General features: G+C 57.9%; 16 protein-coding genes. 2 read left to right on the top strand and 14 right to left on the bottom strand.

The genetic code is table 11. The features are described 5' to 3' along the window. Positions 1-194: 194 nt before the first annotated feature. The 10 genes from brnQ to sdhC form a co-directional block, all read right to left on the bottom strand. On the bottom strand, positions 195-1,508 hold the full coding sequence (gene brnQ, locus IEQ42_RS00310; protein WP_210702210.1) for a branched-chain amino acid transport system II carrier protein: 1,314 nt from the start codon (positions 1,506-1,508) through the stop codon (positions 195-197). 362 nt (positions 1,509-1,870) lie between these two features. Continuing rightward, positions 1,871-2,752, bottom strand: a complete 882-nt coding sequence (sucD, locus tag IEQ42_RS00315; protein ID WP_042558294.1) for a succinate--CoA ligase subunit alpha — start codon at positions 2,750-2,752, stop codon at positions 1,871-1,873. Continuing rightward, positions 2,752-3,918: an ADP-forming succinate--CoA ligase subunit beta gene (sucC, locus tag IEQ42_RS00320; RefSeq protein WP_007919879.1), complete on the bottom strand. Its 1,167-nt coding sequence runs from the start codon at positions 3,916-3,918 to the stop codon at positions 2,752-2,754. Before sucC ends, sucD begins: the two co-directional genes overlap by 1 nt. A 183-nt stretch (positions 3,919-4,101) precedes the next feature. Continuing rightward, positions 4,102-5,538, bottom strand: a complete 1,437-nt coding sequence (lpdA, locus tag IEQ42_RS00325) for a dihydrolipoyl dehydrogenase (protein ID WP_042558293.1) — start codon at positions 5,536-5,538, stop codon at positions 4,102-4,104. 107 nt (positions 5,539-5,645) lie between these two features. Next, positions 5,646-6,872 carry a 2-oxoglutarate dehydrogenase complex dihydrolipoyllysine-residue succinyltransferase gene (gene odhB, locus IEQ42_RS00330; RefSeq protein WP_210702211.1) on the bottom strand — a complete coding sequence of 409 codons (1,227 nt, stop codon included), beginning with the start codon at positions 6,870-6,872 and terminating at the stop codon, positions 5,646-5,648. 42 nt (positions 6,873-6,914) lie between these two features. Further along, positions 6,915-9,746 (bottom strand): 2-oxoglutarate dehydrogenase E1 component, encoded by a 2,832-nt coding sequence (locus IEQ42_RS00335; protein ID WP_210622266.1) that lies wholly within the window; start codon positions 9,744-9,746, stop codon positions 6,915-6,917. Between the two features lie 251 nt (positions 9,747-9,997). Further along, positions 9,998-10,702 (bottom strand): succinate dehydrogenase iron-sulfur subunit, encoded by a 705-nt coding sequence (locus IEQ42_RS00340; RefSeq protein ID WP_007959035.1) that lies wholly within the window; start codon positions 10,700-10,702, stop codon positions 9,998-10,000. An 11-nt stretch (positions 10,703-10,713) separates the two neighbouring features. Continuing rightward, positions 10,714-12,486, bottom strand: a complete 1,773-nt coding sequence (gene sdhA / locus IEQ42_RS00345; protein ID WP_042558290.1) for a succinate dehydrogenase flavoprotein subunit — start codon at positions 12,484-12,486, stop codon at positions 10,714-10,716. A gap of 3 nt (positions 12,487-12,489) precedes the next feature. Beyond that, positions 12,490-12,858, bottom strand: a complete 369-nt coding sequence (gene sdhD, locus IEQ42_RS00350; protein WP_007977503.1) for a succinate dehydrogenase, hydrophobic membrane anchor protein — start codon at positions 12,856-12,858, stop codon at positions 12,490-12,492. Beyond that, a complete protein-coding gene (gene sdhC, locus IEQ42_RS00355) occupies positions 12,852-13,226 on the bottom strand; it encodes a succinate dehydrogenase, cytochrome b556 subunit (RefSeq protein WP_080896000.1) in 375 nt (124 codons plus the stop codon). Before sdhC ends, sdhD begins: the two co-directional genes overlap by 7 nt. Before the next feature lie 362 nt (positions 13,227-13,588). Here sdhC and gltA point away from each other — a divergent pair, with 362 nt between their 5' ends. Continuing rightward, on the top strand, positions 13,589-14,878 hold the full coding sequence (gltA, locus tag IEQ42_RS00360; RefSeq protein WP_042558288.1) for a citrate synthase: 1,290 nt from the start codon (positions 13,589-13,591) through the stop codon (positions 14,876-14,878). Between the two features lie 1,080 nt (positions 14,879-15,958). Here gltA and IEQ42_RS00365 read toward each other — a convergent pair. The 3 genes from IEQ42_RS00365 to IEQ42_RS00375 all read right to left on the bottom strand — a co-directional run bounded on the left by IEQ42_RS00365 (position 15,959) and on the right by IEQ42_RS00375 (position 19,026). Further along, a complete protein-coding gene (locus tag IEQ42_RS00365; protein WP_210702212.1) occupies positions 15,959-17,617 on the bottom strand; it encodes a cation acetate symporter in 1,659 nt (552 codons plus the stop codon). After that, positions 17,614-17,925, bottom strand: a complete 312-nt coding sequence (locus IEQ42_RS00370) for a DUF485 domain-containing protein (protein ID WP_042558286.1) — start codon at positions 17,923-17,925, stop codon at positions 17,614-17,616. Before IEQ42_RS00370 ends, IEQ42_RS00365 begins: the two co-directional genes overlap by 4 nt. 249 nt (positions 17,926-18,174) lie before the next feature. Then, positions 18,175-19,026: a glycine betaine ABC transporter substrate-binding protein gene (locus IEQ42_RS00375; RefSeq protein ID WP_210702213.1), complete on the bottom strand. Its 852-nt coding sequence runs from the start codon at positions 19,024-19,026 to the stop codon at positions 18,175-18,177. A 302-nt stretch (positions 19,027-19,328) separates the two neighbouring features. Here IEQ42_RS00375 and IEQ42_RS00380 point away from each other — a divergent pair, with 302 nt between their 5' ends. After that, complete coding sequence (locus tag IEQ42_RS00380; RefSeq protein ID WP_210702214.1) at positions 19,329-20,924, top strand: glycoside hydrolase family 17 protein; 1,596 nt, start codon at positions 19,329-19,331, stop codon at positions 20,922-20,924. Positions 20,925-21,031: 107 nt separating this feature from the next. On the opposite strand, the gene IEQ42_RS00385 is transcribed toward IEQ42_RS00380, so the two are convergent. Beyond that, positions 21,032-21,400 (bottom strand): hypothetical protein, encoded by a 369-nt coding sequence (locus tag IEQ42_RS00385; protein ID WP_210702215.1) that lies wholly within the window; start codon positions 21,398-21,400, stop codon positions 21,032-21,034. Positions 21,401-21,488: the final 88 nt, after the last annotated feature.

Here is a 21,488-nt window from a genome sequence, read left to right on the forward strand (position 1 = left end):
ACGCAACATTGATGGCGGCTGACACAACGCTTTCGCGAGCAGGCTCGCTCCCACATTAGGACTTCGGCAACCCTTCGACGTTAGCCTAGGAAAAAAGACACTGCCTGATGCCCATAAAAAATGCCCCGTATCGATTGATACGGGGCATTTCTGTTTAAGCGTCACCGGCCCGCTTATGACGGGCCTGGTGAACGTCAGGCGATGGCACTACGACGTTTGCCCAAGGCGTTATCGATCGCCACGGCGAACACCAGCGTGATCACGGACGGGATCAGCCATGCAAGGCCCTGCTCGCTCAGTGGCAGCGTTGCAAGCGGTCCAGGCATCCAGCCTGCCAGATCGGCGCCTTTGAGCGCGTCAACGCAGCCGAACAGGAACGACACCAGCATGACCGGGCCGACGATGCGCACCTGCTCGTTCCAGAAGCTCGAGCAGAAACTCAGGGCGACCAGAACGATGCACGGTGGGTAAATCGCCGTCAGCACCGGAATCGAGAAGGCAATGAGGTTCGTCAGGCCCAGGTTGGACACCAACAGGGAGAACACAGCAAGAATGATCACCAGCGTCTTGTAGGACAGTGGCAGTACGCGGCTGAAATATTCGGCGCAGGCGCAGGTCAGGCCCACCGCCGTCACCAGACACGCCAGCGAGATCAGCACCGCAAGGAAACCGCTGCCCAGCGAACCGAAGGTGTGTTGCACATAAGCGTGCAATACCGCCGCACCGTTGGTGGCACCGACAGCCACTTCATGGCTACCCGAACCGAGACGGAACAGGCTGACATACACCAGCGCCAGGCCGACTCCGGCAATCAGCCCGGCGATGATCGCGTAACGGGTGATCAGCGCTGGCGACTCGACGCCACGGGAGCGAATCGCGTTAACGATGACGATACCGAACACCAATGCGCCGAGGGTGTCCATGGTCAGGTAACCATTGATGAACCCCTGGGAGAACGGCGCCGCCACGTATTCAGGCGTGCCGTGACCGATATCACCGGCCGGCAAGGCGAAGGCAGCGATGCCCAGCACGGCCAGCGCGATGATCTTCAACGGCGCGAGGAAACGCCCGACGGTATCCAGCAAACGGCCCGGATACAGCGAAATGAAGAACACCAGCAGGAAATAAACCGAGCTGTAGAGGAACAGCGCCAACGGGCTCTCGCCGGTCAACGGCGCCAGGCCCACTTCGAACGACACGGTCGCAGTACGCGGAGTAGCGAACAGCGGGCCGACCGCCAGGTAGCACGCGGCAGCCAGCACACCACCGGCAATTTTGCCGATCGGGCTGCTCAGGGCATCCATCGCTCCACCGACCTTGGCCAGCGCAACCACGGTGATCACCGGCAAACCGACTGCGGTGATCAAAAAGCCCAGCGCCGCCATCCAGACGTGAGGTCCGGCCTGCAAACCGACGATAGGCGGGAAGATGATGTTACCGGCCCCAACGAACAGGGCAAACGTCATAAAACCGAGTGCCAGGATGTCCTGACCTTTCAAAACTTTCATTAAGGAAATACCACACTACTGAATCGGAATTTAGAGGGGGATTGCCCTGTGGGATTAGGGAAATGCTGTCGATCCGTATGGGACTGACCCGTAACGCGCGGTGCATGCCTTGTGGGCGGCAGACGCAAAAATGGCGGCTAGCCTAACGAATTTGCCTGACAAACGCACTGTTAGAGGGCGAACTATCCGATACCCGACGTTTCCGTGTCGCGTTTATGTATGAAAAGCAGCTCCAGGCTACAAGTTTCAAGCGGCAAGCTTTTGTCTTGTAGCTAGCAACTTGAAGCTTGGAACCGCTCTGAAACGACAAAGGCCACCCGAAGGTGGCCTTTGTTTGGTAAAGCGTCAGCTAAGCGGGAAGCTTACTTGACAGCCCAACCGGTCAGCTCGGACAAAGCCTTGCCGATGTCTGCCAGCGAACGCACGGTTTTAACGCCTGCGTCTTCCAGGGCAGCAAACTTCTCGTCTGCAGTGCCTTTGCCGCCAGAGATGATTGCGCCAGCATGGCCCATGCGCTTGCCCGGAGGAGCAGTCACACCAGCGATGTAGGAAACAACCGGCTTGGTCACGTGTGCCTTGATGTAGGCAGCCGCTTCTTCTTCAGCCGAACCGCCGATCTCACCGATCATCACGATCGCTTCGGTCTTCGGGTCTTCCTGGAACAGCTTCAGGATGTCGATGAAGTTCGAACCCGGGATCGGGTCACCACCGATGCCGACGCAAGTCGACTGACCGAAGCCGGCGTCAGTAGTCTGCTTCACAGCTTCGTAGGTCAGGGTGCCGGAACGCGAAACGATACCGACCTTGCCTGGCAAGTGAATGTGACCTGGCATGATGCCGATCTTGCATTCGCCTGGGGTGATCACGCCTGGGCAGTTAGGGCCGATCAGGACTACGCCCAGTTCGTCGCACTTAACTTTAGCGTCCAGCATGTCCAGGGTAGGAATGCCTTCGGTGATGCAGACGATCAGCTTGATGCCGCCGAAAGCCGCTTCCAGGATCGAGTCCTTGCAGAAAGGAGCTGGAACGTAGATCACGCTGGCGGTGGCGCCAGTTTGAGCAACAGCATCTTTCACGGTGTTGAACACTGGCAGACCCAGATGCTCGGTGCCGCCTTTACCAGGAGTAACGCCACCGACCATCTTGGTGCCGTATTCGATGGCTTGCTGGGTATGGAAACTACCTTGCGAACCGGTAATACCCTGGCAGATAACTTTGGTGTCTTTATTGATCAGGACGCTCATTATTTGCCCTCCGCAGCTTTGACAACTTGTTGAGCAGCGTCGGTCAGGCTGGTAGCAGCGATGATGTTCAAACCGCTTTCTGCCAGTACTTTAGCGCCCAGCTCAGCGTTGTTGCCTTCAAGGCGAACAACAACCGGGATTTTCACGCCGACTTCTTTCACAGCGCCGATGATGCCTTCGGCAATCATGTCGCAACGAACGATGCCGCCGAAGATGTTGACCAGTACTGCAGCGACGTTGGTGTCGGACAGGATGATCTTGAACGCTTCAGTTACGCGTTCTTTGGTAGCACCACCACCTACGTCGAGGAAGTTGGCTGGCTTGCCGCCATGCAGGTTGACGATGTCCATGGTACCCATGGCCAGGCCAGCACCGTTGACCATGCAGCCGATGTTGCCTTCCAGCGCTACGTAGTTCAGTTCGAACTTGGCAGCGTGCGCTTCGCGCGGATCGTCTTGCGACGGATCGTGGAAAGTTTTCAGCTTAGGCTGACGGTACATTGCGTTGGCGTCGATGTTGATCTTGGCGTCGAGGCAGTGCAGATCGCCGTCAGCCTTGATCACCAGCGGGTTCACTTCCAGCAGAGCCAGGTCGTGATCCTTGAACAGTTTGGCCAGACCTACGAAGATCTTGGCGAACTGAGCAACCTGCTTGCCTTCCAGACCCAACTGGAATGCCAGCTCGCGACCCTGGAATGGCTGAGCGCCAACCAGTGGATCGATAGTGGCTTTCAGAATTTTTTCTGGAGTGTCGTGAGCGATTTTCTCGATGTCCACGCCACCTTCGGTGGAAGCCATGAACACGATGCGACGGCTCGAACGGTCAACGACAGCGCCCAGGTACAGCTCTTTAGCGATATCAGTGCACGATTCAACCAGGATCTTGGTGACTGGCTGGCCATTGGCGTCAGTCTGGTAAGTCACCAGACGCTTGCCCAGCCACTGCTGTGCGAAGGCTTTGGCGTCTTCTTTGCTGCGAACCAGCTTAACGCCGCCCGCTTTACCGCGACCACCGGCGTGGACCTGGGCTTTGACAACCCACTCGCTGCCGCCGATTTTGTCGCAAGCTTCTGCTGCTGCTTCTGGGGTGTCTACTGCGTAACCAGTGGAAACTGGCAGGCCGTATTCAGCGAACAGCTGCTTACCCTGATACTCGTGAAGATTCATGCTTTTTACCGTCTTCGTTAGGTACTGCGCATTCGGCGCTGCGCTCGTGATGAGTGCCGCGCCACCTTTGACTGCTGCTTGCGTAGCTGAGCTACGCAAGACTGCGTCCAGCGGACATTCCGCGGTGAGTCTTGCTCGCAAGGCTCACGACGGGCCGTTACCGCCGTGGTTTCTTATTGTCTGTTAACGCTTCTTGCGGTTGGCAATGTGGATGGCGCCGCCATTCACAGCCAGAGCAGCTTCGTGCAAGGCTTCAGACAGGGTCGGATGGGAGAAAACCATCATGCCCAGGTCTTCAGCACTGGTGCCGAATTCCATACCGATCGCGCCCTGCTGAACCAGTTCTGCAGCGCTCGGACCAATTACGTGCACGCCCAATACGCGGTCAGTCTTGGCATCAGCGATGACCTTGACGAAACCACCGGTATCGTTGGCGGCCATGGCACGGCCGGAAGCGGCGAACGGGAAGGTGCCGACGTTAACTTCAACGCCTTCAGCTTTCAAGGCCTGCTCGGTTTTGCCAACCCACGCGATTTCCGGGTGAGTATAAATAACCGAAGGGATCAGGTCATAGTTCATCTGGGCTTTGTGGCCCTTGATGCGCTCGACAACCATGATGCCTTCTTCCGAAGCCTTGTGAGCCAGCATCATGCCGCGAACCACGTCACCGATGGCGAAAACGCCCGGTACGGTGGTAGCGCAGTGATCGTCAACGTGCACGAAACCGCGCTCGTCCAGGGTCACGCCGCTGTCGGCAGCCAGCAGATCAGTGGTCACCGGACGGCGACCAACGGCTACGATCAGCTTGTCGAAAGTGATGGTCTGTTCGCCGTTGGCATCGGTGTAGTTCACAACGACTTCGTCGCCATTCACTTTAGAACCGGTAACGCGAGCGCCCAGCTTGATGTCCAGACCTTGCTTAGTCAGGGTTTTCAGCGCTTCCTTGGAAACAGCGGTGTCCGCTGCCATCAGGAAGGTGTCCAGTGCTTCGAGGACAACCACTTGCGAACCCAGACGCGACCAAACCGAACCCAGTTCCAGACCGATTACGCCAGCGCCGATAACGCCCAGGCGCTTGGGTACGGCCTGGAATTCCAGTGCGCCAGTCGAATCGACGATGACGTTCTGATCAACCGGAGCCGGTGGAATGTCGATCGGACGCGAACCTGGTGCCAGGATGACGTTTTCAGCTTCGATGATTTCTACCGAGCCGTCTGGCTTGGTGACTTCGACTTTCTTGCCGGCCAGCAGTTTGCCGTGGCCCTGGATCGAAGTAACGCCGTTGGCCTTGAACAGAGTGGCAACGCCGCCGGTCAGGTTCTTGACGATGCCAGCCTTGCGGCCAACCATCGCAGCAACGTCCATTTTGACTTCGCCGGTCGAGATACCGTGAACGTTGAAGCTTTCTTTCGCTTCCTTGTATTTCCAGGAGCTGTCGAGCAGCGCCTTGGAAGGAATGCAGCCGACGTTCAGGCAGGTGCCGCCCAGGGCTTGCTTGCCTTCGGCGTCGGTGTACTTCTCGATGCAGGCAGTGGTCAGACCCAGCTGCGCGGCCTTGATGGCAGCCACATAGCCACCAGGGCCAGCACCGATCACTACTACGTCAAATTTCTGCGACATTCAAAAAATCCTCTTTAGCGAAAAGCTTCAAGCCGCAAGCTTCAAGCTGCAAGCCCACCCGCTCGCCTTGAGCTTGAGGCTTGTAGCTGAAAGCTTGCAGCTGCTTTTTAGATATCCAGCAACAGACGAGCTGGGTCTTCCAGCAGGTTCTTGATGGTCACCAGGAAGGTCACAGCTTCTTTGCCATCGATCAGACGGTGATCGTAGGACAGTGCCAGGTACATCATCGGACGGATAACGACCTGACCGTTGATGGCCATCGGACGCTGGATGATGTTGTGCATGCCCAGAATCGCTGCCTGCGGCGGGTTGACGATCGGGGTCGACATCATCGAACCGAAGGTACCACCGTTGGTGATGGTGAAGGTACCACCGGTCATCTCGTCCATCGACAGTTTGCCGTCGCGGGCCTTCTTGCCGAAGGTGGCGATGCCGCCTTCGATTTCAGCCAGGCTCATCAGTTCGGCGTTACGCAGAACCGGAACCACCAGACCGCGGTCGCTGGAAACAGCAACACCTACGTCGGCATAGCCGTGGTAAACGATGTCGGCACCGTCGATCGAAGCGTTGACGGCCGGGAAGCGTTTCAGCGCTTCGGTAGCAGCCTTCACGAAGAACGACATGAAGCCCAGACGGACGCCGTTGTGAGACTTCTCGAACAGGTCCTTGTACTTCGAACGCAGCGCCATGACTTCAGTCATGTCGACTTCGTTGAAAGTGGTCAGCATCGCCATGTTCGACTGCGCTTCAACCAGACGCTTGGCCACTGTGGCACGAACGCGGGTCATCGGAACGCGCTTCTCGACGCGGTCGCCAGCGGCGAACACAGGAGCAGCAGCCGAGGGTGCAGCAGCCTTGGCAGGAGCGGCGGCCGGAGCAGTTTTCTTGGCTTCAACAGCGGCAACCACGTCTTCCTTGGTTACACGGCCATCTTTACCGGTGCCTTTGACGGACGCCAGGTTGATGCCGTTTTCTTCAGCCAGTTTGCGTGCAGCAGGCGCGGCGATAGCATCTTCGTCGGTGCCGGCAGCAGGTGCAGCAGCAGCTTGGGCAGCGGCCGGAGCAGCAGCGGCAGCCGGAGCAGCGGCAGCAGCGCCACCCGCTTCGATGGAGCCCAGGACTTCGTCGGACAGAACAGTGTCGCCTTCGTTCTTGACGATAGCGCCCAGTACGCCGTCGGCAGTCGCCAGAACTTCCAGTACGACTTTGTCAGTTTCGATGTCGACGATCAGGTCGTCACGCTTGACGGCGTCGCCCGGTTGCTTGTGCCAGGTGGCAACGGTGCCATCGGCAACCGATTCCGGGAAAGTGGGGGCTTTGATCTCGATAGCCATTATCTGTAGTTCCTTAAATTCGGTTTCAGGTGCGCGAAGGCGTTAAACGGTAAACGCGGCTTGCAGCAGTTTTTCCTGCTGCTCGGCGTGCATCGATGCGTAACCACAAGCAGGTGCAGCAGAGGCATCACGGCCCGCGTACTCGAGTACGAGAGATTTGTCGTGTTTGCCAACGATGCGGCGCATGTGGTGCTGGCTGCAGTACCAGGCCCCCTGGTTCATCGGCTCTTCCTGACACCAAACGATATGTTTGAGGTTGGTGTACGGAGCCAGGACTTCAATCAAGTCGTCCTCAGGGAATGGGTACAGCTGCTCGATACGCACGATGGCGATATCGTCACGGCCTTCGGCACGGCGTTTTTCCAGCAGGTCGTAGTAGACCTTGCCGCTACACAGAACAACGCGCTCGACCTTGTTCGGGTCCAGTACATCGATTTCCGGGATAACGGTCTGGAACGAACCCTCGGCCAGATCTTCCAGGGTCGAGACAGCCAGCTTGTGGCGCAGCAGCGACTTCGGAGTCAGGACGATCAACGGTTTGCGCAGCGGGCGAATCACCTGACGACGCAGCAAGTGGTAGATCTGAGCCGGCGTGGTCGGTACCGCTACCTGAATGTTGTGCTCGGCGCACAATTGCAGGTAACGCTCCAGACGAGCCGAAGAGTGCTCAGGACCCTGACCTTCATAACCGTGCGGCAGCAGCATGGTCAGACCGCACAGACGGCCCCACTTGTGCTCGCCACTGGTGATGAACTGGTCGATAACCACTTGGGCACCGTTGGCGAAGTCGCCGAACTGGGCTTCCCAGATCACCAGCGCATCCGGCGTGGTGGTCGAGTAACCGTATTCGAACGCCAGAACGGCTTCTTCCGACAGGAACGAGTCGTACAGGTCAAAACGTGGCTGACCGTCGTACAAGTGCTGCAGCGGAATGTAAGTGCCCGCATCTTTCTGGTTGTGCAGAACAGCGTGACGGTGCGAGAACGTACCGCGGCCGATGTCCTGACCAGTCATGCGAATCGGGTGACCTTCGAACGCCAGGGTCGCGTACGCCATGGTTTCGGCGTAACCCCAGTTGATCGGCAGGCCGCCGGCTTGCATCTTCTGACGGTCTTCGTAGATTTTCGAGACCTGGCGCTGAACCACGAAGCCTTCCGGAATTTCCAGCAGCTTGGCGGACAGTTCCTGCAGGGTCTTGAGGTCGAAGCGAGTGTCGTGACGCGCGGTCCAGGCGTGGCCCAGATACGGACGCCAGTCCACGAACAACTCTTTGTTCGGCTCTTTGACCAGGCTTTTCACTACGTGCAGACCGTTGTCCAGCGCGTTGCGGTATTCGTCGACTTTCGCCTGAACACGCTCAGCGTCGAGCACACCGCTCTGAGTCAGACTGTCAGCGTACAGCTCACGGGTAGTGCGCTGTTTGGTGATCTGCTGATACATCAGAGGCTGGGTGCCGCTTGGCTCGTCAGCTTCGTTGTGGCCGCGACGACGGTAGCAGACCAGGTCGATTACCACGTCACGCTTGAACTGCATGCGGTAGTCGATGGCCAGCTGAGTCACGAACAATACGGCTTCCGGATCATCGCCATTCACATGGAGGATCGGCGCCTGGATCATTTTCGCAACGTCGGTCGCGTACTCGGTGGAACGCGAGTCCAGCGGGTTGCTGATGGTGAAACCAACCTGGTTGTTGATCACGATGTGCACGGTACCGCCGGTCTTGAAACCGCGGGTCTGCGACATCTGGAAGGTTTCCATCACCACGCCCTGGCCGGCAAATGCCGCGTCGCCGTGGATGGAGATTGGCAAAACCTTCTCACCGGTAGGGTCGTTACGACGATCCTGACGGGCACGAACCGAACCCTCGACCACCGGGGAAACGATTTCCAGGTGGGACGGGTTGAACGCCATGGCCAGGTGAACTTCACCACCGGTGGTCATCACGTTGGACGAGAAGCCCTGGTGGTATTTAACGTCACCGGAACCCAGCTCGACCTTCTTCTTGCCTTCGAACTCGTCGAACAGCTCGCGCGGGTTCTTGCCGAAGGTGTTGACCAGCACGTTGAGACGGCCACGGTGGGCCATGCCGATCACGACTTCCTTGGTGCCATACGAGCCGGAACGTTGAATCAGCTCGTCGAGCATCGGAATCAGGCTTTCGCCGCCTTCCAGACCGAAACGCTTGGTACCCGGGTATTTGGTGCCCAGGTATTTTTCCAGACCTTCGCCGGCGGTGACGCGCTCGAGCAGGTGGCTCTTGATGTCGGCGGAGTACGTTGGACGGCCGCGCACGCTTTCCAGACGCTGCTGGAACCAGTGACGCTGCTCGGAATCGGTGATGTGCGTGAATTCAGCGCCGATGGTGCGGCAATATGTCTGCTGCAACGCTTCGTGAATTTCGCGTAGGCTCGCTTCCTCTTTGCCGATGAACAGGTCGCCGGCACGGAAGGTCGTATCAAGATCGGCATTGGTCAAGCCGTAATGATTGATCGACAGGTCTGCAGGTGCAGGACGCTGCCACAGCCCCAGCGGGTCAAGCTGGGCTGCCTGGTGGCCACGCATACGGTAGGCCTGGATCAATCGCAGCACTTCAACTTGCTTCTTCTCGTGCTCACTGCTCACGCTGCCGGCGGAAACCGGTTGAGCGCGGCGCTGGTTCTTTGCCAGCAGCACGAAATGATCGCGAATCGTGGAGTGCGAAACATCAGTGGCAGAGCCGCCGTCGGCAGGCAGCTTCTGAAAGTAGGTGCGCCACTCTTCTGGCACAGCGTTAGGGTCGTGCAGGTAGAGCTCATAAAGCTCTTCCACATAGGCAGCGTTTCCACCTGAAAGGTAGGCGCTGTTCCACATGCGCTGCATCACGCTTTCTTGCATGCTTGGTCACCCTCGGTTAGGGGAACACCATCGATGTCGACACCGAGCAAACTTGCAGAAGTCCGAATGCAGCGACTAAAACAAGCCACTTAGGATCACACTGATAGTCCGGGTACCAGCCCGGATGCCCCTGCTTGTCTCATTTCTTCAAAATAAGAGCCGCAGCTTGTGGCTGCTGCTCTGGTTATAGCCATGACGCGGGTTGAAGCCCGCGCCACAGCCTCTACGGTGCAGCGGTTACAGCAGCTGAATCACACGCCGCTCGAAAGCAGCATGTTACGGATGTGACCGATGGCCTTAGTCGGGTTCAGGCCTTTCGGACATACGTTGACGCAGTTCATGATGCCCCGGCAGCGGAAAACACTGAACGGGTCATCCAGCGAAGCCAGACGCTCGGACGTCTTGGTGTCACGGCTGTCTGCCAGGAAGCGATAAGCTTGCAGCAGTGCGGCCGGACCCAGGAATTTGTCCGGGTTCCACCAGAAGGACGGGCAAGAGGTCGAGCAGCAAGCGCACAGAATGCACTCGTACAGACCGTCGAGCTTTTCACGCTCTTCAGGGGACTGCAGACGCTCGATGGCCGGAGCCGGCGTGTCGTTCTGCAGGAATGGCTTAACCTTCTCGTATTGCTTGTAGAAGATGCTCATATCGACAACCAGGTCACGGATAACCGGCAAACCTGGCAGCGGACGAACGATCAACTTGTTGCCTTTTACGACAGCGGACAGCGGCGTGATGCACGCCAGGCCGTTTTTGCCGTTGATGTTCATGCCGTCGGAACCGCAAACACCTTCACGGCAAGAGCGACGATAGGAGAAACCCTCGTCCTGCTCTTTGATCAGGGCCAGCACGTCCAGCACCATCAGGTCTTTACCACCGGTATCAACCTGGAATTCCTGCATGAACGGCGCGGCGTCCTGATCAGGGTTGTAACGATAAACGCTGACTTGCAACATGGCGGCCACCCTTAATAAGTCCGAATCTTAGGTTCAAAAGTCGGAACAGTTTTCGGCGAGAAATTCACGGCACGCTTGGCAACGCGCTTGTCACCCGGGAAGTACAGGGTGTGGCACAGCCAGTTTTCGTCGTCACGGTCTTCAAAGTCTTCACGGGCGTGCGCGCCGCGGGACTCTTTACGGACTTCGGCCGCAATGGCAGTGGCTTCAGCGACTTCCAGCAGGTTTTGCAGCTCAAGCGCTTCGATACGCGCAGTGTTGAACGCCTGCGACTTATCGTTGATTTTCACGTTGGCGATACGGGTGCGCAGGTCTGCCAGTTGGGCAATACCTTTCTGCATGTATTCGCCGGTACGGAATACGCCGAAGTAGTTCTGCATGCAGCTTTGCAGCTCGCGACGCAGCGTAGCGACGTCTTCGCCATCGGTACGGCTGTTCAGTGCATTGAGGCGCGACAGGGCAGCGTCGATATCAGCTTCGGTGGCGTCATCGTATTCGATGCCGTCAGTCAGTGCTTTCTCGAGGTGCAGGCCGGCAGCGCGGCCGAAGACCACCAGGTCGAGCAGCGAGTTGCCGCCCAGACGGTTGGCACCATGAACCGATACGCAAGCCACTTCGCCGACGGCGAACAGACCATGAATGATCTCGTCCACGCCTTCAGCGTTCTGGGTGATCGCCTGGCCATGAATGTTGGTCGGAACACCGCCCATCATGTAGTGGCATGTCGGAACAACCGGAACCGGAGCAACAACCGGGTCAACGTGTGCGAAAGTCTTCGACAGTTCGCAGATGCCTGGCAGACGGCTGTGCAGCACTTCTTCACCCAGGTGATCGAGCTTGAGCAGCACGTGGTCGCCATTCGGACCGCAACCGTTACCCGCGATGATCTCTTTAACCATCGAGCGGGCAACAACGTCACGACCGGCGAGGTCTTTGGCGTTCGGAGCATAACGCTCCATGAAACGCTCGCCGTGCTTGTTGATCAGGTATCCACCTTCACCACGGCAACCTTCGGTAACCAGTACACCGGCGCCGGCGATGCCGGTTGGGTGGAACTGCCACATTTCGATGTCCTGTACCGGCACACCCGCACGCAGCGCCATGCCGACGCCGTCACCGGTGTTGATCAGGGCGTTGGTGGTGGACGCGTAGATACGACCTGCACCGCCGGTTGCCAGAACAGTAGCCTTGGCGCGGATGTAGGTGGTTTCACCGGTTTCGATGCAGATAGCGATCACACCGACGAACTCGCCCTGAGCGTTTTTCACCAGGTCGACAGCGTAGTACTCGTTCAGGAACGTGGTACCGGCTTTCAGGTTGCCCTGATAAAGGGTGTGCAGCAGTGCGTGACCGGTACGGTCGGAAGCGGCGCAAGTACGGGCAGCCTGCCCGCCTTTACCGTAATCCTTCGACTGACCGCCGAACGGACGCTGGTAGATGCGGCCCTGTTCGGTACGCGAGAACGGCATCCCCATGTGGTCCAGCTCATAAACAGCAGCCGGGCCTTCCTGACACATGTATTCGATAGCGTCCTGGTCACCGATGTAGTCGGACCCCTTGACGGTATCGTACATGTGCCAGCGCCAGTCATCGTTCGGATCGGCAGAAGCGATCGCGCAGGTGATGCCACCCTGAGCCGATACAGTGTGCGAACGAGTCGGGAAAACCTTGGTGATCACGGCAGTCTTGTGACCGCCCTGTGCCAGTTGCAGCGCAGCGCGCATGCCAGCACCGCCACCACCAATAATGATGGCGTCGAAAGAAATCGTTGGAATGTTAGCCATGAATCAGATACCCCAGAGAATCTGCACACCCCAGACGAAGTAAGCGAACATCGCAACGCCGCAAACTGCCTGGAAAAGGAAACGTACTGCGGTCGCGGACTTGCCCAGCGCCATTGGCGTCAGGTAGTCGGTCGCGATGGTCCACATGCCGACCCAGGCGTGAGCGCCAAGGGCAACGAGGGCCAGCAGACTGAAGATACGCATCCCGTTGTGGGCGAACAGGCCGTGCCACTGGTCGTAGCCAATGCCCGGATTCGCTGCGAGGTATCCGATCAGGAAGATGAAATAAGCCGCGAGAACAACCGCAGACACACGTTGCGCCATCCAGTCATAGAGGCCCGAACGCGAAAGGTTCGTAACGCTGGTTACCATATCCAAACTCCTGCCAGAACGATCAGCACCACGGAAATGGCGACGATGATTTTCGAGCCCAGGCGGCCGCCTTCCAGCGTCTCACCGATGCCCATATCCATGATCAAGTGGCGCACACCGGCTACCAGGTGATACAGCAGAGCGGACAGGAGGCCCCATGCTACGAACTTGGCCAGCGGGCTGGTCAAGCATGCCTTCACCTCGGCAAAACCTTCCTCGGAATCCAGGGATTTGCCCAATGCATAAAGCATGAAGCCCAGGCCCAGGAAGAGGATGATGCCGGAAACACGGTGAAGAAACGACGTAACGCCGGTGATGGGGAGTTTGATGGTCCTTAGGTCTAGGTTTACAGGTCGTTGGCTTTTCACGGCTTTTTTTTCACACTGAAGAGCCCCTAACAATCAGGGCAAAGTTGTTGGGGAGTGCACTGGTCAGGTAACCACCACCCAGGGATGCGACCCCCAATAAAGCAGGCCCAAAAGCCCTTGGCGGTCGGTGGCCGAGTATAGACAGTTAGGCTACTAATGACAACGCAATCACCTACCCCAAATAGCGCATTGCACAAGTCGTATAAAAGGCGTAAATGGCAGTCAATTTCGAGGAAAAAGGGCAGTTAAAGCCTTCTGGAGCAAGACTTTAGGCAAATTGACATTCGAATTTATCTCACTATAGTGGTGCGGGCCCTGCGTGGGGGGTCTGTCTGATGGTTCAAGCATAAATAGGAGGCCACATGGCTGACAAAAAAGCGCAGTTGATCATCGAGGGCGCAGCCCCCGTCGAGCTGCCCATTTTAACCGGCACCGTTGGTCCCGATGTTATTGATGTTCGGGGCCTGACGGCCACGGGCCGCTTCACTTTCGACCCGGGTTTCATGTCGACCGCCTCGTGCGAATCGAAGATCACCTATATCGACGGCGACAACGGCATTCTGTTGCACCGCGGCTACCCGATCGAACAGCTGGCTGAAAAGTCGGACTACCTGGAAACCTGCTATCTGCTGCTCAACGGTGAACTGCCGACTGCAGAACAGAAGGCCCAGTTCGTCAGCACCGTGAAAAACCACACCATGGTTCACGAGCAGCTGAAAACCTTCTTCAACGGTTTCCGTCGCGACGCCCACCCGATGGCCGTCATGTGCGGCGTAGTCGGCGCCCTCTCGGCCTTCTACCACGACTCCCTCGACATCAATAACCCGCAGCATCGCGAAATTTCCGCGATCCGCCTGGTTGCGAAGATGCCGACCCTGGCAGCGATGGTTTACAAGTACTCCATGGGTCAACCCATGATGTACCCGCGCAACGACCTGACGTACGCGGAAAACTTCCTGCACATGATGTTCAACACCCCGTGCGAGATCAAACCGATCAGCCCGGTGCTCGCCAAGGCCATGGACAAGATCTTCATCCTCCATGCCGACCACGAGCAGAACGCATCGACTTCCACCGTGCGTCTGGCGGGCTCTTCGGGTGCCAACCCGTTCGCCTGTATCGCCGCCGGTATCGCCGCACTGTGGGGCCCTGCCCACGGCGGTGCGAACGAAGCCGTTCTGACCATGCTTGACGAGATTGGCGATGTGTCCAACATCGACAAGTTCATCGCCAAGGCCAAGGACAAGAACGACCCGTTCAAGCTGATGGGCTTCGGTCACCGCGTTTACAAGAACCGCGATCCTCGCGCGACTGTAATGAAGCAGACCTGCGACGAAGTATTGAAGGAACTGGGCATCAACAACGATCCGCAACTCCAACTGGCCATGCGCCTGGAAGAGATCGCGCTGACCGACCCGTACTTCATCGAACGCTCGCTGTACCCGAACGTCGACTTCTACTCGGGGATCATCCTCAAGGCGATCGGCATTCCAACCAGCATGTTCACTGTGATTTTCGCGCTGGCACGTACTGTTGGCTGGATCTCCCACTGGAAAGAGATGCTCTCGAGCCCGTACAAGATTGGCCGTCCGCGCCAGTTGTACACCGGCTACGAGTCGCGTGACATTACCAAGCTGGAAGACCGCAAATAAGATTTGTCTTGCGATAAAGTCTTAGGGTTGCACCGGAAACGGCCTCTATTCATATAGGGGCCGTTTTTGTTTGTTTGGTCTCAGCGGCCTGTGGGCCGACTGTGTTTTTGGTTGCGGGCATATCCGTTTTTGCGGGTGTTACCTATGTGCCTGAACTCTTCTGTTACCTATGTGGTTGATCCATTCATGCCCCTGGCGTACGGCACTTCGCTGAGGCTCAGTGTTCCCTCGCGACGGTGTCCATCCGGGGGCATCGCTTGCGGTTTGCTTCGCTGCACCTCCTGTCGATGGATGCGGCTTCGCCGCACGGCGCTGCGCGCCTACCCCCTGATGAACACCTACGCTCGGCCTGCCGATGGGGCAAAAAATCAAAAGCCAAAGCCAAAGCAAGATCACAAACCAGATCAAGAGCCCCTCACCCTAGCCCTCTCCCGGAAGGAGAGGGAACTGATCGAGGTGTTTGGCAGAGCTACGCCGACCTGGGATACCGAGTCGAACTCAGATTCTGAATCAGATCAATAGCCCCTCACCCTAGCCCTCTCCCGGAGGGAGAGGGAACTGATCGAGGTGTTTGGCAGAGCTACGCCGACCTGGGATACCGAGTCGAACTCAGATTCTGAATCAGATCAAGAGCCCCTCACCCTAGCCCTCTCCCGGAGGGAGAGGGAACTGATCGAGGTGTTTGGCAGCGCTACGCCGACCTGGGATACCGAGTCGAACTCAGATTCTGAAAAGCCCAAAAATCGGCTCCCTCTCCCTCGGGAGAGGGCTGGGGTGAGGGGCGAACCCAACCCAAAACCTAAGCCGACCGCATCGCTCTCCCAGCACTCAACAGGATGAGCGTTAGCTCGGCTGCAGCTTTTGATCTGTAAGGCGACGCCGGAAGGCTTCGTTCCGGCTTTTGAGGCGCTTGTCAAAAGTGACCCGCCGTAAGGGCGGAACCCTAAGCCGCCGTCACCGCAGCAACGGATATGTACACGATCCACACAAAAAACACAGTCTGCCCGATAACCGCCCACAAAAAATGCCCCGATCTCTCAACCGGGGCATTCAGAACAACATTACAAAACCATCAAGCGATCAATGCGAAACCGCCCCACTTGCCCCCAACCCTGTCTGCGAACGCACAAACTGAGGGAAGAACAAAGCACGTTCCCGGTCCGCAGCCGCCGACTTGTCAGTGATCGAGAAGAACCAGATCCCCACAAACGCAATGATCATCGAGAACAGCGCCGGGTACTCATAAGGGAAGATCGCCTTCTCGTTATGCAGAATCTGCACCCAGATGGTCGGGCCGAGAATCATCAGGCCAACAGCGCTGACCAGACCCAACCAGCCACCAATCATCGCCCCACGAGTCGTCAGCTTCTTCCAGTACATCGAAAGCAGCAGCACCGGGAAGTTACAGCTCGCCGCGATCGAGAACGCCAGGCCAACCATGAACGCAATGTTCTGGCTCTCGAAGAGGATACCCAGACCAATCGCCAGCACCGCCAGGGCAATCGTGGTGATCTTCGAGACGCGAATCTCGTCCTTCTCGTTCGCCTTGCCCTTCTTGATAACGCTGGCGTAGAGGTCGTGAGAAACCGCCGAAGCACCCGCCAGGGTCAGGCCTGCCACTACAGCGAGGATGGTCGCGAAGGCAACCGCCGAGATGAAGCCAAGGAAGATGCTACCGCCGACCGCGTTGGCCAGGTGCACCGCCGCCATGTTGTTGCCGCCCAACAGCGCGCCAGCAGCATCTTTGAAGGCCGGGTTAGTGCTGACCAGCAGGATCGCGCCGAAGCCGATGATGAACGTCAGGATGTAGAAGTAGCCAATGAACCCGGTTGCGTACAGCACGCTCTTACGGGCTTCCTTTGCATCACTCACGGTGAAGAAGCGCATGAGAATGTGCGGCAGGCCAGCGGTACCGAACATCAACGCCAGACCCAGCGAGAATGCCGAAACCGGATCCTTGACCAGACCGCCCGGACTCATGATCGCTTCGCCCTTGGCGTGCACCTTGATCGCCTCGGAGAACAGCGTGTTGAAGTCGAAGTTAACGTGCTTCATCACCATCAGTGCCATGAACGATGCACCCGACAGCAGCAACACAGCCTTGATGATCTGCACCCAGGTGGTTGCCAGCATGCCGCCGAACAGCACGTACATGCACATCAGCACACCGACCAGAATCACCGCAACGTGGTAATCCAGACCAAACAGCAACTGGATCAGCTTGCCCGCACCCACCATTTGCGCGATCAGGTAGAACGCCACCACCACCAGCGAACCGCAGGCGGACAGCGAGCGAATCTGGGTTTGCCCGAGGCGGTAGGACGCCACGTCGGCAAAGGTGTATTTACCCAGGTTACGCAGACGCTCGGCGATCAGGAACAGAATGATCGGCCAGCCCACCAGGAAGCCGATCGAGTAGATCAGGCCATCGTAGCCGGAGGTGAACACCAGCGCGGAAATCCCCAGGAAGGACGCCGCCGACATGTAGTCACCGGCAATCGCCAGACCGTTCTGGAAACCGGTGATCTTGCCGCCCGCGGCATAGTAGTCGGCCGCGGAGTTATTTTTCTTCGAGGCCCAGTAGGTGATGTACAAAGTGGCGCCGACAAATGCCACGAACATCAGGATTGCGGGAATGTTCAGCGGCTGCTTGGCCACCTCACCGGTCAAGGCATCAGCCGCCCAGGCACCCGGTGCGAAAGCTGCAACGCTCAATAGAGCCAGTAGACGCCGGATCATTGCTGAGCCTCCTTGAGAATCGCATTGTTCAGGTCGTCGAACTCGCCATTGGCGCGCTTTACGTAGATGCCGGTCAGGATGAAGGCCGAAAGAATCAGCCCGACACCGATAGGAATGCCCCAGGTAATGGAGGACTCAGGACTGATCTTCGCGCCCAGAAGATGCGGCCCGTAGGCGATCAGAAGGATGAAACCGGAGTAAAGCCCAAGCATGATCGCTGAAAGAATCCAGGCGAACTTTTCTCGCTTGCTAACCAGTTCCTTGAATCGGGGACTGTTTTGAATCGAGAGGTAAATGCTGTCGTTCATTGTTTTTATCCTCGCAGCACAGATTATTGTTGGAACGATATCCACTGTATGCGGCTGCGAGCCAGGTTCCAGACGACCTTAGTAGTAGAACGCCATGTCAGCTTTGCCATTTTCAAGCACATATAAAAAACTGTGGGAGCTGGCTTGCCAGCGATTGCGTCATGCCAGTCGACTGATTAGCCAACTGACAGACCGCTATCGCGGGCAAGCCCGCTCCCACAGGGTTCGCGGTGAAAAAGCTATATCGGGTTATTTAGTCCAGTCAGCCACGCGCTCCGGGTGCTTGGCTACCCAGGCTTTGGCGGCGGCGTCAGGTTTTGCACCGTCCTGAATCGCCAGCATCACTTCGCCAATTTCGTCTTTCGAGGCCCACTGGAAGTTCTTCAGGAACTTCGCCACTTCCGGCGCTTTGGCATCAAGCTCTTTGCTGCCGATGCTGTTCACGGTTTCAGATGCACCGTAAACGCCTTTCGGGTCGTCGAGGAAACGCAGTTTCCACTTGGCGAACATCCAGTGCGGTACCCAACCGGTGACGGCGATGGATTCGTTTTTCTTCTCGGCGCGGGTCAGTTCGGCGATCATGCCGGCGCCGGAACTGGCCTTGAGCGAGTATTTGTCGAGGCCGTAGTCCTTGATCGCCTGATCAGTCTTGAGCATCACACCTGAACCGGCATCGATGCCGACGATGCGATTTTTGAAGGTGTCGTCGGTTTTCAGGTCTTCGATGGATTTGGCTTTGACGTACTCCGGCACGATCAGGCCGATTTTTGCATCCTTGAAGTTCGGGCCGTAGTCGACCACCTGATCCTTGTTCTTCGTCCAGTAATCACCATGGGTTACTGGCAGCCAGGCCGAGAGCATGGCGTCGAGTTTGCCGGTGGCCACACCTTGCCACATGATCCCGGTGGCGACGGCTTGCAGTTTCACGTCGTAGCCGAGTTTCTGCTTGATCACTTCGGCCGCCACGTGGGTGGTCGCGACGCTGTCGGACCAGCCGTCAACGTAACCGATGTTCAGGGTCTGTTTTTCAGCGCTGGCGAAAGTGGAGCTCATCGCAAGCGCCAGAACGGCACCTGCGCTTAAAAGTCGTCGCATCTTCATCGTTACTTCCCCGAAATGCTGCGCCCGACGGATGCCGGGCATCGTCAACGTATTGTTATGGTGCACAGCGCCCCCATCACGCCCGACCGCACACTCATTCGAACATCAGCGCGATTTATCAATAAGGGTTACTGACGGTTTCGATCATCAACCTGACGCCCGAGGCGACCTGCTCTGCCAGCGACCTCAAGGCAACGAGAAACGACATTAGAAGGCCATTAACCACGTCTATATAAATGACGCCAAATAATCCGCCCGAACTTTGCATGTCAAAATCATGCGAGCCACCTACCGCCGGATAAATGCAGGTAACATGCGTCGCTTTGCAGCCACTCGGCCTGACCATGTCCGCGACGTCCCGCTTTCCTTTTCTCCCTTATCTCTTCGCCTGCCTGCTCGGACTGTTTGCCTTCGGCGGCTTCTGGTATGGCCTCGGCAAACCGGTGATCCTGCCGGACGCCGCGACACCGACGCACAAGCTGCAATGCGCCTCCTACACCCCGTTCGACAAAGACCAGTCGCCATTCGACGTACCGTTCAAGTTGCGCCCGGAGCGCATGGACGCCGACCTCGCCCTGCTCGCCACCCGCTTCGAATGCATCCGCACCTACTCGATGTTCGGCCTTGAAGCACTGCCGGATCTGGCGCGTAAACATGGCCTGAAATTGATGATCGGCGCCTGGGTCAACAGCAACCCGGTAGACACCGAGAAGGAAGTCGATCTGCTGATCGCATCGGCCAACGCCAACCCGGACGTGGTCAGCTCGGTAATCGTCGGCAACGAAGTGTTGCTGCGCAAGGAAGTCACCGGCGGACAGTTGGTGAAGCTGATCAACAAGGTCAAAAGTCAGATCAAACAACCGGTGACGTACGCCGATGTCTGGGAATTCTGGCTCAAACACCCGGAAGTCGCGCCAGCGGTGGATTTCCTGACCATTCACTTGCTGCCGTACTGGGAAGACGATCCGTCGAATATCGATGCGGCGTTGCAGCATGTGGCGCAGGTGCGCCAGGTATTCGGCAACAAGTTCGCGCCCAAGGACGTGATGATTGGCGAAACCGGCTGGCCGAGTGAAGGTCGCCAGCGCGAGACGGCACTGCCGAGCCGGGTCAACGAAGCAAAGTTCATCCGTGGTTTTGTTGCCATGGCCGAGAAAGAAGGCTGGCATTACAACCTGATCGAAGCTTTCGATCAGCCATGGAAGCGTGCCAGTGAAGGCGCGGTTGGCGGGTACTGGGGGCTGTTCGATGCCGACCGTCAGGACAAAGGCATACTCGCGGGGCCGGTGACGAACGTGCCGCACTGGAAGCAATGGCTGGCGGTCGGCGGTCTGATTTTCCTTGGCACCCTGTTTCTCGGCGGTCGAGTGCGCAATACGCGCTCGGCGTTGGTGCTGCCGCTGTTGGGCGCCCTCGCCGCTTGCTCGATCGGGGCCTGGGGTGATCTGGCATTTGTGACCACACGATTTGCCAGTGAATGGCTGTGGGTCGGCTTGCTGACGGCCTTGAATCTGTTGGTGCTGGCGCATGCCGCGCTGACCTTGAGCGCTCGTACGGGCTGGCGTGAACGCATCTTCAATCTGCTGGAGCGGCGTGCCGGATGGCTGGTGGCGGCCGCCGGGTTTGCGGCGGCGGTGATGATGCTCGAGATGGTGTTCGATGCACGTTACCGCAGCTTTGCCACCATGGCATTTGTGCTGCCTGCGCTGGTTTATCTGTGTCGACCGGTGAACGTGCCGCGTCGGGAGATTGCTCTGCTGACGTTCATCATAGGCGCCGGCATTGCGCCGCAGTTGTATCTGGAAGGCATGCAGAATCAGCAGGCCTGGGGTTGGGCACTGGTCAGCGGGTTGATGGTTGTGGCTTTGTGGCGCTGCCTTCGCGTTCGCACCCGCTGATCTTCAGCGTTTGTACCGGCCTCTTCGCGAGCAGGCTCGCTCCCACATTAGATCTGGGTGTTACCCCATATCCCTGTGGGAGCGGGCTTGCCCGCGATGACTGACCGTTATGCGCTACGGGAAGCCCGGACCAGGCGCAGCCCCGCAATCACCCCTGCAAACACCGCCAACGTCGTGTTGTACAACGCCAGTGCCGGCAGCCCGAACACCAGCGCCAACACCGCCAACCACCACCCTGCCCGCCCTGGCACGACAAAACCGATCAGCGCACTACCCAGTGCCGCCCAGCCCAATACCTTGAAGTGAATCATCAGCCCAAGATTGGCTCGCAGCTGACATTCCCAACGGCTGGCCTCATCGACGCAGATCCCCACCCATTTGCCATCCTCCATGAAGCCATAACGCGCGCCGTAGCTGGCGGCCAGCCACAATGGCAACAAAACGAGTAAAAGAATCACGGGCAAGCGGCGGGACATGAAGCACTCCAATCTTCGGAAATCGGCGGCCAGCTTAATCCGCCGCCAACCATACGCAAGCAATAACAACTGTTAACTAGTCATCCAA

Origin of the sequence: Pseudomonas iridis (assembly GCF_017980685.1) — a bacterium.
Taxonomy (GTDB): domain Bacteria; phylum Pseudomonadota; class Gammaproteobacteria; order Pseudomonadales; family Pseudomonadaceae; genus Aquipseudomonas; species Aquipseudomonas iridis.

Coding starts and splice junctions, on each gene's coding strand:
- sdhA (WP_042558290.1), bottom strand. CDS start 12,486: ATGGCTAACATTCCAACGATTTCTTTCGACGCCATCATTATTGGTGGT.
- IEQ42_RS00340 (WP_007959035.1), bottom strand. CDS start 10,702: ATGTTGCAAGTCAGCGTTTATCGTTACAACCCTGATCAGGACGCCGCG.
- sucC (WP_007919879.1), bottom strand. CDS start 3,918: ATGAATCTTCACGAGTATCAGGGTAAGCAGCTGTTCGCTGAATACGGC.
- odhB (WP_210702211.1), bottom strand. CDS start 6,872: ATGGCTATCGAGATCAAAGCCCCCACTTTCCCGGAATCGGTTGCCGAT.
- IEQ42_RS00335 (WP_210622266.1), bottom strand. CDS start 9,746: ATGCAAGAAAGCGTGATGCAGCGCATGTGGAACAGCGCCTACCTTTCA.
- gltA (WP_042558288.1), top strand. CDS start 13,589: ATGGCTGACAAAAAAGCGCAGTTGATCATCGAGGGCGCAGCCCCCGTC.
- IEQ42_RS00365 (WP_210702212.1), bottom strand. CDS start 17,617: ATGATCCGGCGTCTACTGGCTCTATTGAGCGTTGCAGCTTTCGCACCG.
- sucD (WP_042558294.1), bottom strand. CDS start 2,752: ATGAGCGTCCTGATCAATAAAGACACCAAAGTTATCTGCCAGGGTATT.
- IEQ42_RS00375 (WP_210702213.1), bottom strand. CDS start 19,026: ATGAAGATGCGACGACTTTTAAGCGCAGGTGCCGTTCTGGCGCTTGCG.
- IEQ42_RS00370 (WP_042558286.1), bottom strand. CDS start 17,925: ATGAACGACAGCATTTACCTCTCGATTCAAAACAGTCCCCGATTCAAG.
- IEQ42_RS00385 (WP_210702215.1), bottom strand. CDS start 21,400: ATGTCCCGCCGCTTGCCCGTGATTCTTTTACTCGTTTTGTTGCCATTG.
- sdhD (WP_007977503.1), bottom strand. CDS start 12,858: ATGGTAACCAGCGTTACGAACCTTTCGCGTTCGGGCCTCTATGACTGG.
- IEQ42_RS00380 (WP_210702214.1), top strand. CDS start 19,329: ATGCAGGTAACATGCGTCGCTTTGCAGCCACTCGGCCTGACCATGTCC.
- brnQ (WP_210702210.1), bottom strand. CDS start 1,508: ATGAAAGTTTTGAAAGGTCAGGACATCCTGGCACTCGGTTTTATGACG.
- lpdA (WP_042558293.1), bottom strand. CDS start 5,538: ATGTCGCAGAAATTTGACGTAGTAGTGATCGGTGCTGGCCCTGGTGGC.